This window comes from Paenibacillus sp. CF095 (genome assembly GCF_900101225.1).
In the GTDB taxonomy this organism is placed as follows: domain Bacteria; phylum Bacillota; class Bacilli; order Paenibacillales; family Paenibacillaceae; genus Paenibacillus.
Genome location: NZ_FMZN01000003.1, coordinates 246129 through 261214, shown reverse-complemented (window position 1 = coordinate 261214; position 15086 = coordinate 246129). Strand labels below are relative to the sequence as shown.

2 protein-coding genes are annotated in these 15086 nt (G+C 40.4%); both read right to left on the bottom strand.

Translation table 11 applies throughout. From position 1 onward, the window contains the following. Positions 1-40: 40 nt before the first annotated feature. A complete protein-coding gene (locus tag BLS69_RS23420; RefSeq protein WP_091036989.1) occupies positions 41-11248 on the bottom strand; it encodes a non-ribosomal peptide synthetase in 11208 nt (3735 codons plus the stop codon). Beyond that, entirely contained in the window at positions 11245-15021 is a 3777-nt protein-coding gene (locus BLS69_RS23415) for a type I polyketide synthase (protein ID WP_091036986.1), read from the bottom strand. Before BLS69_RS23415 ends, BLS69_RS23420 begins: the two co-directional genes overlap by 4 nt. Positions 15022-15086 lie beyond the last annotated feature (65 nt).

Below are 15086 nucleotides of genomic sequence, written 5' to 3'. Positions count from 1 at the left end.
GTCTATCCCACCTTAAATTTATCTGTAAATAAAGTAACGGTTAAAAATTCTCTTCTATAACACGGAGTGCATCATCTAGATCTTCCATATCAAGTCCTCCAGCACTAAAATCGCTTGGTGTAAATTCTGTATCGTGCTTATTGATGCATTCTTGAATTAAAAGGTCTAATTGTTGTTCATAAGCTTCAGCAAAATTTTGAATAGTGGATTTGTCATACTCATCGCTATTGTAACGGAAAGTTAATGCAAGCCGTTGACCTTTGACTATCCCATTAATCTCTAATTTATATGGGCTTACATGTTTTGGACTTATTGTCTTTCCAGAGGAAAGGTCGGACATAGTGAGCCAATCCGTTGTTTGTTCATTGGAAACCTGACCCAAGTAGTTAAAACAGATCTCTGGCTCAATGGCCGTGATATCAGTTGATGAAAGATAACGAAGCATCCCATAGCCAATTCCTCTTTCTGGAATTAAACGTAGGTTCTCTTTAACTGATTTGATACAGCTTGCGAGATCACTCGAGTACTTCCCTGTGGACAAAAGAACTGGGTAGATTGAAGTAAACCAACCAACAGTACGACTAATATCAATATTCTGAATCAAATCTTCTCGACCATGCCCTTCAAGCTGGATCCATGACTGCTCATGTCCTATCCATTCGTTGACAGCCAGCCCCAACGCTGCTAATAATAAATCATTAATTTCTGTGTTATATGCCTGATGAACAGTCGTCAGTAAGGACGTTGTGTTTTCTTCAGAAATAAAGTGCGTGAGTTCTTGCATCCCATCCCCCGTCTGAACTGTTACCATGCGATCAACCGGTAGTGGTACTACGGGATGCTGTTCCATTTCGGACCAGTATCTTATATGCTCATGCATCTTATCTGGCATAGATGCATACTCTTTGAGGTGCTTAGCCCACAGAAGGTATGCATCTGTTTTCATTGGTAAATTTATGGGTTCACTTTGACATAGTTGAATATAACCGGTCTGGAAGTCTTCTATTAGAATGCGCCATGAAATGCCATCAACGACTAAATGGTGAATGACAAAGAGCAAGTAATCCTCATTGGCTGTCTGGAACAAAACTACGTTGCATAAAGGACCTGATTGTAGGTTAAGCGATGCTTGACAATTATCTGCCTCTTCGTTAATACATTCCGCAAGCTTATCTTGTGATACATTGCGGAAGTCAAAAACTTTAAAGCCTAATTCTCCTTCACCAGTAATCTCACGATTAAATGGAATCCAATCTCCCTCTTTTTCTTCAAATATCATACGTAAAGCATCGTGATGTTGAATTAATTGAATAAAAGTGGTTTTTACTTTTTCCGGGTCTAACGATTTTCCTGATCGCATTAACAATGATTGATTGAAATGATGGAGATCACTTTCATATTGGTTGAAAAACCACCGTTGTACAGGTGTTAGCACTCCAATACCCTTAACTGGACTCTGATCAACATGGTTAGACTTCTCTAAAATTAGAGGAGACAATGTTCTAATCGTTGGCTTTTCAAAAAGATCTTTGACCTGTAATCGTAGCCCTACAGTCATTAACTTCGCACTGATTTGAATGGCTTTAATTGAATCTCCTCCTAAAAAGAAGAAATGATCATCGATACCAACCTGCTGAAGACCTAACACATCTTGCCAAGCATTAGCTAAGTGCTGTTCGATCTCATTTCGAGGGGCAGAATACGTTTCAGGTTCTACGTACTTAGCCGGTTCAGGAAGAGCACTACGATCAAGCTTTCCATTTGGCGCCAACGGCAATTTTTCTAATTGAACTAGATAAGTAGGGATCATATATGGAGCTAAGTGCTCAGCTAGATAATTTCTTATCTCACGTGATCCCAACTCTTCATCAGCCACAAAGTAAGCACACAAGTCCTTCGTTCCAATTTCCGATTCGTTTACCGTGATTACAGCTTCGCGGACGCTCCTGTGACTTAACAATTGCTGTTCAATCTCTCCCACCTCAATACGGTAGCCACGGATTTTGAGCTGCTGATCAATACGCCCCCAATACTCGATCTGTCCATTTGGAAGCCATCTCACCAAATCTCCCGTTTTATACATTCGTTCTCCAGGTATGAAAGGGTTGTCTATAAATCGTTCCTCTGTCAATTTAGGAAGATTTAAATAGCCCCTTACCAAACCCGCTCCTCCAATGTGCAATTCACCTGGAACGCCAATGGGCTGTAAGCGTGTTCCGGTTTCTTGATCCAAAATATACAATTTTGCGTTTGCAATACCAGAGCCAATAGCCACATTCCCGGTCACTTCAGCGCCATCAAGATTATAATAGCTGGATTCAACTGTCGCTTCCGTCGGTCCATAACAATTGGTTAATCGCACCCCAAATTGTTTTGTAAGCAAATTATTGAACCGATTAGCCACATTTGCGCTTAGCGCCTCTCCACCGCTGAATACTCTCTTTAAATCTGGCAAATGAACGTCATTCAACCCTTCCTGAATGTAGTTTAAGAACATATGAAGCAAAGAAGGAACAAAGAATACCATTGTTACCTTTTCCTTTTCAATCGTTCGCAGCAATTCTGCTGGATCCTTCTCCATTCCCTGCTCAAGGAGAACTACAGCAGCCCCACCTAGTATCCACCAATACAACTCCCATACTGAAGCATCGAAGTTAAGCGAATTTTTCAACAAAAGAATGTCCGTTTCCTTTAATGTGTACCGTGCTTGCAGTGAGGTCAAATAGTTCACAACAGAACGGTGCTCCACGAGCACCCCTTTTGGTCGCCCTGTCGAGCCTGAGGTGTAAATAACATAAACTAAATTAGAAGAATCGCTTTGACTAGGTAGATTTGATCCGTCCTGCATGAGCCACGTCTTCTCGCTGAGAATGATAATTTCTGTTTCTGATTTATGCGATTGTACTGAACTGGCCACACTCAGAAGAGGTTCCTGTACCAAAAGTAAGCTCAACTTAGTATCTTCCATAATGTATTGAATACGTTCTTTGGGATAAGTAGGATCCAATGGAACATATGCACCGCCCGCTTTCATGATAGCAAGAATGCCTACTAACATCTCAAATGAACGCTCTACCATTATGCCAATCAGATCATCTGGCTTCACTCCACGCTCCAGAAGCACCCTAGCCAATCGATTGGCCTGTTCGTTAAGTTCCCTGTAAGTCAATCGATCTTCCCCATAAATTACAGCAGTACGATCCGGCGTACGAGCTGCCTGTTCCTCAAACAACTGATGCACCGTCGCATCTTTTCTATATTCAGCTTCATTTCCATTAAACACTTGCATGATCTGTAATTTCTCATCATCTGAGATCAAATCCAATTCACTTAACCTTGTATCAGGATGTAAAATTGCTTGTTTAATAATATTTTTAAAGTGCTGAATCATTCTAAAAACTGTATCTTTGTTAAACAATTTAGAATCATATTCCAGTTTTAATCTAAACGTATTGCTATCCTGCTGTACTTGGAGTACAAGGTCAAACTGTGATGCACTTGAATCTTGACGAACAGGTATGATTTTTATGCCATCAATAGCTTCACCATGTGACAACTCTTCAGTGTTTTCAAAAGCAAATACTGCATCAAACAACGGATTCCGACTGGGATCTCGTTCCAAATCAAGTTTGTCTATGAGTAAATCCAGAGGATATTCCTGGTGTTTTAAAGCTGTCATCGTACTATCCTTAACACGTTGAACGAATTCCATAAAGGTTTGGTCCGTTGTTATACTAGTACGTAGTGGCAAGGTATTAACAAACATGCCAATAATATTTTCTGTTTCGATATTCTGACGACCGGATACAGGTGTACCAACGACAATATCCTGCTGGCCAGTATACTTCACAAGAAAAACCTTATAAGCCGCTAATAATACTTGGAATATTGTTGCATCAGATCTTCTCGCCAACTTATTTAACTCTTGTAGCAAATCTTTATTGAATTCAAATGAGATACTGGCACCTTCAAAGCTTTTAATAGTAGGACGGGTATAATCTGTTGGCAACTGCAGTTTAGGAGGAATATCATTATATAATTCCAACCAATACCGTTCAGAAGTTTGTATCTCCTCTCCATCCAACTGCTCTATCTGCCACTCTGAGTAATCTTTATATTGTATGTCTAACTTTGGAAGTAGGCCTTCATTTCCTAAATAAAATGCTACTAGATCACGGAAAAGGACGTTCATGGAAATACCATCCATAATAATATGGTGGGAATCAAGATTAATAGAGTATTTGGATTCAGATTCTTTTCTTATTCTTACTCGTAATAAAGGAGCTTCCCCTAGATCGAATGGTTGAACAAACTCATTGTCACTGCTGTTCACATCATCTATATCTACTTGTACACATGCACGTTCATGGACAACTTGAACACCCTCACCATTCACTAAAGCAAAGGAGGTTCGAAGAGATTCGTGGCGCATAGCTAACTTTTGGAATGCCTCCTTGAGCCGCGCGATATCCATGCTACCTTCAAGAACAAAAGAAACACTAATATTATAAGCAGTGCTCAGCGGATCGATTTGGTGTAGGGCAAATTGCCGTCTTTGTGCAGAAGACAACGGATAAACTGTCTTATTCTTAGCTCTTGGTATGATAGATCTATTTCCTTGCTTTGCCTGATCTATATGCTGTGATAACTCCTCTAAAGATTTACTGGAAAAAATATCAGGAAAAGATATCGATATAAACCATTCTTTCTGAATCATGAACATCAGTTGCATCGCTTTGAAAGATTGGCCTCCTAATTCAAAAAAGTTATCTTTTAAAGTAATTTCTTCTATCCCAAGAATATCTCTCCAAATGTGTAGCAGCTTTTGTTGCGTTGCGTTTAGTCTGCCTCTCACCGCAGTATCGAGAACCATCTCGTCTTGCTCCAACTCAAGATTAATTAGGGCCTGTTTGTCAATATCGTTTTCGGTTTTAGGTAGACGATCTATCACCCTAATACGGGTTGGAATCATAAAGTCTGGAAGCCATTTTTTCAATGATTTGCGAATTTGTTCTATCGATATGTCACCTTCTGGATGAAGCATAATATATGCTGCCGTAAGAGGCTTTTTCCCCACATGATGAATTCCGATAACTTCAACATCTTTAACTTCAGGTATTAGGAAAATCACGGCTTTGATGTATGAAGGATTAACATACCGACCGTTTAACAATATTAAGTCCTCTCTTAATCCTACTTGCTCAAGCATCCCATTCGGGAGTAGCCGACCAATCGTACCTGTTGGGACCAAGCTATGAATGTCTCCTACATTATCTTCACTAGTTATCCATGGGGCTCTAACATAAAGCTCGCCGTATACTCCTAAAGGTGCTAATTGCATAGAAGAATCCAAAGTTATAAGATCTGTGTTTTCCAATGGCCGACCAATGGGAATCATATGATGTGGTTGTGAGTACATTAGCTCGCCCACGTCGAAAACAGATGAAATTGACGAGGCTCCCTTCAGTCGAAAACCAAATCGCAACGTGGCTTGATTATCTGATTCAAGTAGATACCTGTCCACATGTGCTGCCAAAATTGGTTTATCACTAATAACAGCGCATCCTGCACGAATGTCTATTTCTTCTTCAGCAATCCATGTTTTAGATTCACGAACTATTTCAAGCCAGAGCGTATCGGATATGAAGATGATTACTTCTCTGTTACTCAGATCGGGCATTATATTATTTTCTATACGGACTTGAGCACCTTGCAACCTTCCAGCAAGACTTAAAGCATTTAAGTCAGTCTCTTGCAGTCGGTCATCCAACACAATAATGTGTTCAGGCTTCAAATCGAATGCTCGGACAAGCGAATGTGAATATTGCTCTATCGAATCGGACATAAGGCTCGGATCAGAAATCTGCTTTTTGTGCTCTTGCTGGTCCGATAGTTGTAAGGACACATCCGTGAGTTTTACTTCTGGATCTACTACAATGTTTTCCAATAACGAGAAGAACTGCTGGGTCCAGCGTTTTACAGTTTCACTACTGAACAAGTCCGCATTGTAGTCAAAATCCAGCATCAGTTTCCCGTTAACATCTACTACGTTCAGACTCAAGTCCTGCTTAGCGTGCCGTATAGGGTACTCGAGAAGTTTTGTGGTTAAGTTTGCAAACTGGGGTAGTGACACTTCCTTATCCAGATTAAATAATGCTTGAATTTCGGTTTCCATTTGTAGTCCCCGTTCACTCATTGCTTTAACTAAATCCAGTTGTCGATAGTAACGATGTCTCATCCCTTCTGAAAAACTTTTCTTCACAGAATCTATATGTTCAATAAACGTCATGTTTGGTATGACTTCCACAGGCAGTAGTAGTGTACGGGCACACTGACCTACTAAGGAGCTCACACCCATATCTGATTGTCCGGCTACTGGAATTCCAATTAAAAATCTATTTTGCCCAGCCAAGCGATGTAGCAGGAGTTGAAACGATCCAAATAGGGTGATAAAAAGCGAACTACCATTGCCTCGACTTAGGCTCTTCAGTTGCTTGGTTAATGCTTCATCTAACCATAAACGTTCTCGAGCTCCGTTATACGATTTAACAGGCGGAGGGGGATAGTCCATTGGTAAGGCAAGATAAGGTTCCAAGCATTCATACTGCCTAAGCCAATATTGAATAGCAGAACTACTTTCTGAACTTGTTTGTTTATTATGCTGCCACTCCACATATCGGTTGAACTGAACAGACGGAGGGAGCTCAAAAGACTCCCCGCGGCATTCTGCAGAATAAAGCACTTCTAGTTCCTGAAGCATTACACTTGCTGACCAACCATCAGCTACAAGGTGGTGGATCATAACTACAAATATATTACGCATGGCACCAATCTTCAGCATATATAAACGGAATAATGGTTCTAAACCAATCTCAAACGGCCTCTCAGCATTGTCTTTTAACCAATCCTCAATGCGACTGAATTGTTCCACTTCCGACTTACAACTAAAATCAACTACAGGTATGTTCACGCTAAATTTTTGGTCTGGATGCATTCCTTGTTCGTCTATTTTAACTGTTCGAAGTATCCTGTGCCTGTTAACAACTCGATCCATGGCCTTTTCCATAGCATTAAGGTTCAGGGGGCCATTTAGTTCAAGCAGGACACAATCACTGTGAGCAATCGAACTGTGCTTACTTGCTCTTGTCAACAACCATAGACTTTGCTGGTTTTCCGTCATAGGAATAACTGCTTCACCTTGCAAATCAGGATGTACAACTTCTTGTGCTGTCACCCTACCTGGACCCGGAGAAGGTGGGGGGAGAAAACCTCCAGATCTCATTTCTTCTACGCTCTCCATCACTGCATGAATAATCCAATCCACGTCTTTCTCTGTATGTGCTGTAGACAAAAAACAATTGCGTCCCTCCCACACATAGATACCTTTCTCCAATAGATGATAGAAAAGCAGTTCTGAGTCACCTTGAAGAACAAACCGGAAAAGTGATCCAAAATGAACCATTGATATTGGTATTTGCTGCTCAATGAAGTATTCATTGAGCGTCTCAACTAATCGACGAGTCAGTGCATTTAAATTTTCTTGTAGCCCTGGTCCTTGTTCACGCAAATGTGTAAGCATAGCTAAAATTGAGGCCATGGTTAAAGGATGGTGACAGAAGGTACCTCCTACAAGTGTCCGGGTATGATCACTTATCGGATATGATTCATCTCCAAACTGCCACCATCCTCCATCAATTGCATTTAAAAATTTCGCCTTTCCTGCAACAATCCCTACAGGCATGCCTGCTCCAATGACTTTTCCGTATGTGGCAATATCAGCCTGTACTCCAAACCACTCTTGTGCACCGCCCTGCCCAATTCGAAAACCTGTTATTACTTCATCAAAGATTAGAGCAGTAGCATGTTTTTCAGTGATTGATCTTAGGTCATGTAGAAATTGTCTGGGTTGCAAATCAGGACGACGACTTTGTACAGGCTCGACCAGGATGGCAGCAAGTTCGTGTCCAAAACGATCTATTATCTCGAGGGATTCTGGATCGTTATATTTCAAAACCAATACGTCGCCTACAAGGTTCTCCGTTATACCAGGCGCCATGGGTACTGAGAAACCTTCCTGTCGATCGGTATGCCTTCTCGCCAGTACCCCATCAAACGTTCCGTGAAAAGCACCTTCAAATAATGCGATCTTAGATCTGCCCGTTACAGCACGTGCTAGTCGAAGGGCGACCATTACTGCTTCGGTACCCGAATTATAAAATGCCACTCTTTCCGATCCAGTGAAGTGAGCAATTTGCTCAGCAACTTCACCTGCAAGCAAATTCATAGGACCGATTGGCATTCCATTTGATAATTCTTTACTAATGGCATCAGTGATAAAGGAAGGAGCATGTCCCAGTAAATACGCACCGAATCCCATGGAAATATCTAAGTATTCGTTATCGTCCATATCCCAAATACGTGAACCCTGCGCACTTTTCGCTATAAGTTGGAATGTCATCTCCTTCCATGAAGGTCGAAAACCTGCAACATTACGGTTATTAGCTAATACTTGCCGGTATTTCTGTGTCAATTCCTTTGTCACTTTGAACCTTTCGTTAAGTCGATCAGATAGTGCATTAACATGATTAATTTGTTGATCTGTTAAATTTGAAGGTAATGATAAGTTCAGTTTACGGTATGGTAGAAATACATTTGATTCTTGACGCGTGAGGGTTGTAGCATTCGTTTTTTCAGTAATTAATATCTCAGAAGAAGAATCTGGCTGAATCACCATATCAGATTGATTAGCGGCCTGTCTGGACGTTTCAAGTGAAACCGTTTCCGACGCCATATTACTTCCATTGCGTAATAACTCTAACTGTTGTTGCATAATATCAAGCTGTCGTGAAACCAATTTTTCCATTTCTGATCCCGAACTCGAAACAGACTTAACATTATTGTTTGATAACATAAGATCTAAATTGGATAATTCCCCTGTGGGAGATGTCACTGATCCTAGAACCTCTGGGTAGGCAATTTGATTTTCGAACGATTGAATGCTTGTGTTTTGAGGCATTGGTACATGATCTGCTAAGTAACTGGCAAGTGCCTTAGGCGTCGATAGCTCACCATAAAAGCTACTTAACGAAACGTCTACTCCATAGCGGTCTTTCATTCTTTCACTCACTTGAAAGAGTAGTATCGAATCAAGTCCTATCTCAAAAAAATTATGATCGTTATGAATATCTTCATAAGGTATACCTGAAACTTTTTCAAGGACTTGTTTTATAAAACTCAACTTTTCTTCTCTATGCTGGGTAACGTTAGTTTTGTACATAACATCCATAGCAGGTATTAGCTCCTTTCTAGTGTTTTGTCCGTTTGAGATAGAAATCCAGCATCTCGATCGTTCAAAAGGATAGGTGGGTAATGAAACTTTTCTTCGTCGTTCATCAATATAAAGTTCTTCCCAAGGAATATTCATAAATTTTGTATAAGAATAACCCAGCTTCTCTAGAAGCTGGGTACGTTCGAACTCCTCATCTTGATCAGTCAGATTACGGAGTCCTTCAACTAAATTAAGTACAGATTGATCGTCTTCATCAGTTCCCGACAAACTTCCTTCACCATAATAAATCCCTTCTGAAGGGAAATGACATGAAGGCCACATGTTAAGAACTCTTTTTAACTTATTTTGTAATTCGTGAATATTATTCGCATGTATTGCTAGCCTGCATGAGTGATGACCTCTTCCGGTTCCCGCAGTATAACAAACATCTGCCAAAGACAAATGTGGATGATCTTGCAGATGTATTACATATTGTTCTACCATTCTTCTAAGTAATACCGTGTTTTTTGCAGATAATGGTAGCAGATCCCCCCCCAGTCTTCCAGTTGCTGAAGGTTCACTTTCTCTTGCTTCCTCTAATATAACATGACAGTTTGTTCCGCTAAGTCCAAAAGAGCTAACACCAGCCCGCAAGGGATAACTTTCTGCCTTCCAAGTTGTTAATCGATCAATAAGATAAGCGGGGGAATCTTCAAAGGAAATCTGTTCATTGCCTTTTTGAAAGTGTAGTGTTGCTGGTAATTCCCGATTTTTTAGTGACAGGATTGTTTTGACTAAACCAAGTAAACCTGCTGCGTTGTCAAGATGACCGAAATTGCTTTTAACTGATCCGATACCAACAAATTGCTTTTTATTTGTACGACGTTGGAAAGCCTGCCGAATTGCAGAAATTTCAATCGGATCTCCTAATTTTGTTCCGGTACCATGAGCTTCTATATAAGAAATTGACTCCGGATCGACTTTTGCCGTATCCCAAGCTTTTAGAATAACTTCTTCTTGTGCTCTTGCGTTTGGAGCGGTCAAACCGAGTGAGTTCCCATCCTGATTAATTGCACTACCTTTAATTACAGCATGGATTTGATCACCATCACGCGTTGCCTTTCCCAATGGTTTTAAGAAAACTGCAATAACGCCTTCACCACTACCGGTTCCATCTGATAAATCATCAAATGATCGAGTTCGGCCATCCGAAGATTGAATACCTATATTTATTTGATTCGCTAATCGCATATAATTAATTCGAATGCCGCCAACTAAAGCTTGCTCGCACTCACCGTTGTGAATAGCTTGACACGCCGTATGAAGTGCAACTAAAGAAGATGAACACGTTGTATCAATAGTAATGGCAGGGCCCCTTAGATCTAACAAGTGAGACAAACGACTCGCAACAATAGGCCCTAGGTTTCCCGCAACTGCCATGGACAAAGCTGATGGATCGACATCTTGAATAAATCGCACATAGTCAAACAATGAATCAGAACTATAACCAAGATATACTCCTGTTTGGCTTCCTGATATTTTTCTGCCCCCATATCCGGCTTCTTCGAATGTTGCCCAGGCTGTTTCAAGAAACAGCCTTTGTGCTGGACTCATTAATGAAGCTTCTTTTGGTGTTAATCGGAAAAACTTGTAATCAAATTTATCGATATCTTCTAGATATCCACCATCTAAATAACGTGTCTCCGACGTTAACTGATTGATGTGTTCCAAATATCTATCAATATCCCTACGTCGAGCATCCGGGAAAGGTCCAATAGCATCTATACCATGCTTCAGACTATGCCAAAGCTGATTTAGATCGGAGGCTTTTGGCAGTTTCACTCCCATACCGATTACCGCAATATCATCAGCTTCATGCTTTTCATTCTGCTTCATTCGCGCCAGTAGTTCCACACCGGTATGCCGCTCGACTTTACCTTTTGAAATCTGCTCAAACAAAAAAGTTGTTGTATCTTTCATATTTTTACCTCTAATAAATGAAATTGTTCAACGGCTTGTTCAACCGTAACTGCCCCTTGTTCCAGTTGAGTTACTAATCTAAGAATACTATCACGAATATTTTCTTGATCTCCGGGTAAATCTTGTATTGAAATATTAGCTAGATGTGATGAGATCTTAGAAATGGTAGGATGTGCAAACAAATCCGCCATACGAATTTGTCCGGTATATCGTTCCTCAAGCATTGAGTGAACCTTAGTAATCAAAATGGAATCCCCGCCAATATCAAAGAAATTATCTTCTGAGCTTAACTCTTCCAATCCCAGTACTTCATGCCAAATGGAGGCCACAAACCTCTCCATTTCAGATATTTCGCTCCCTTTAACACTTGTTAATTTCACTTTAGTAGATGGTTCTGAAACCAGAGCTATGCGAGATGTCAAAGAATCCTTCATAGAAGCGTAAAGTTCTTCAGATAATTTAATCGGTAAATAATCTTTCAACTTAAACAAATCACTTTGATGATTGAGTTGACCAACTACAACACGATTTATTTTTTTTCCTAATATAGTATTTAGTGCATTAAAAGCAGCTTGTGGAGCAATGAATTTGAATAACTCCCTTTGTTCACCCTCAACTGTCTCATGCTCGAAATCTTGAAGCCAGTATGGCCAATTAATTGTTGTCACTCTTTTTCCTCGGCATTGGCTCCAATCTGAAATAGCATCTAAATACGCATTAGCAGTCGTATAGCTTCCGCTTCCGACCGCACCAATCAAAGTTATGACAGACGAAAATAATAACGTAAAATCCAGATTATCCTGCTTTAAAGCATGCAAAAGGTTCCATGTCCCACTAATTTTAGGTGCGAGAACAGCATCAAAGGTATTGAGACAATCTTCTTGAATAGGCACTCCAGTCATGCCCACTCCAATGCCTGCACAGTGTATAACACCATGAATGTGTTTATAGCGTTCACGAATTTCTTTTAAAACTTTATTCAAATGATTGAAATCACTTACGTCAACTTGGTAAAGATCTATTGAAGAGCCCATCATTTCAATTTCCTCAATAGCACGAATTTGTTTAGTTATATGCCTACCATTCCCTTTAAAAGCCAACTCTTTCCATTGCGAACGATTTGGGAAAGCAGTTCGATTTAGTAAAAGTATCTGAACATTGTTTTTCTTCGCAAGATAACTTGCAAATTGTAATCCAATTTGTCCCAATCCTCCTGTAATTACATAAACTCCACGCTCACGAATCGGTGATTCATTTTCGTCCGTTTTTACTAAGTCTGCTGTAACCAGTCGTTCTACGAATCTTTGATCGCTCCGATAAGCGACTTGGAATTCATCTTCAGTTGCATAAATCTCTTCAAGTATATTACGCATATCAGTATGCGCATCAATATCTATACAACGGCATCCCAACTGAGGCTGCTCCCAACGAATGACTTTACATAAACCTAAAAGAGCTGCGTGAAGTGGGTAAACTTCTCTTTGTTCTCCTGTAGCCCGAACAGCGTAGCTCGATAACACCAACAATTTTGGATTACTGTTGTGGTTCGTTCTTGAAAAAGATTTTATTAGTAATACTAAACTAGTAATTGCTTTCTTTTGTTGAAATTCTAATTCGTCTGAATCCTCAACCTGACCTTGCTGCAAAGTTAAAGCATGTATAATACGATCTATATGAACATCCTGAAGATGGTTTGACAGATACTCGAAATCATTCTCCGTAAGCCTAATAGAATAATGATCTTCATTTTTCTTGTAAAAGCAATCAGCACTAACTACCGCTTCTATGACTCTAATGCCTTCCGCACGGTATAGATCTAGCAATGCTAGTATAGAGGACGAATTGTCGTGAAAGACCAATACGGTCCCACTTTTTTCAACAACGTTCCAGGCAACGGAAAGCTTTTCCCAACGAGTAGAGTAATAAGAAGGTTGATCCCCTACATCTGGGATATCCAACCAACAACGTCGTTTCTCAAAGAAATAAGTTGGTAAAGAAACTCTTCTAACAGTTAAGTCCTCATATGCTTTATGCCAATTGATAGCTGCTCCATCCACAAAGCGCTTACATGTTGAATTCAATCTTGTTCCATCCCATGTTCTCGCCCTGTCCATCTGATCTTCAAGCTTACAAATGCCGAAATAAATCCCCTTCTCTTCGTCGGATGTTAACTCAATTGATAGCTGTGTCAATCGAGTCCTTAACTCATCTATGCTGTTACAGATAATTGCGAGTCTATATTCCCAATGATTCCGACCCGTATTTGTGGTATAACATAGATCTACAAGTTTGACATCCCTCTGCTCTTCAATGAAGTCTAAATAACTAAGTATACCTTTTTGAAGGGAAGAGAGGTTACGTGCTGATAAGGTGAACACTTGTCGGCTCACCACGTCCTCAACTCTTGAGTGTTCAGGGGCCTCCTCTAAAACAATATGACAATTTGTACCGCTTATACCAAAGGAACTGACACCACATAACCTCGCTTCCTCTGATTCCCATGATCGTAAGCTGTCATTAACATAAACGGGCGAGTCCTCAAATTGGATACTTCGATTAACATTTCTCACGTGTAATGTGGGTGGCAACTTTCGATTTTTCAAGGCTAATACTGACTTAATAAGTCCAGCGATACCGGCAGCATTATCCAAATGCCCTAAATTAGATTTTACAGATCCCACAGCACAAAATTGTTTCCTTTGAGTAACTTTTGAAAAGGCACGCCGAATCCCATCAATTTCTATTGGATCACCTAATTTAGTGCCTGTCCCGTGTGCTTCTATAAAACCGATTTTTTCAGGATCAACTCCAGCATTACTCCAAGCTTGTAACATCACTTCTTCTTGGGCTTTAGCATTAGGTGCAGTTAGTCCAATCGATTTTCCATCCTGGTTTGTAGCGCTTCCTCTGATAACCGCGTGAATGTGGTCTCCATCGCTCAAAGCTTTGTGTAAAGGCTTGAGCATTATGATTCCCGCTCCCTCACCAGTTCCTGTACCATCAGATTGATCATCAAAGGTTCTTGTTCGTCCATTCGAAGATTCAATTCCAACTTTGGTTTTACGAATAGGTAAGATGTGAATCTGAATACCACCCGCTAATGCCATATCGCATTCCCCGTTTTGAATCGACTGGCATGCCAAATGAACGGCAACAAGCGATGAAGAACAAGAAGTATCTACCATTAAACTCGGCCCTCGGAGATCCAATAAATAGGACAACCGTCCTGACATTACTGCGTTGATATTTCCGGTAAGAGCCACTGACAAATCGTTCGGATTTACAGTCGAAATCATTTTCTTGTACTCTGCCTCTGTGCTTGAACCTACAAAAACTCCTGTACGAGTACCTTTTAATTTATCAGCGCCATACCCTGCTTCCTCGATAGTCGTCCAAGCGGTCTGCAAAAAAATCCGATGATTCGGATCCATCAAGGAAGCCTCTCTCGGAGACAAGCGAAAAAACGCGCAATCAAATTTATCTATCTCTTCTAAGAAAGCTGCTTCGCTGTTTCTCAAAATATGCTCATCGAAGGATTTCCCCTCATATGAAAGGTATCTTTTTAGGTCCTGAAGTCGTGCATAAGGCAATCTTCGAACGGCATCTCCGCCTGAACTCAGTAGTTTCCAGAAAGCATCTAGATTCGGAGCGCATGGGAAATTCACGCCCATTCCAATAATGGCTACATCTCGATGGTTTACCTTGTGCATCGTCGCACCTTCATTCAATGCCGAAGTAGATAATCGACTTGATTGAAGCATTTGTTTGAGCAAAATATCCAATCCTTTCAAAACACGGATATAGGGATATAAATCTAAGTTGCAAGATGGGGAATTAT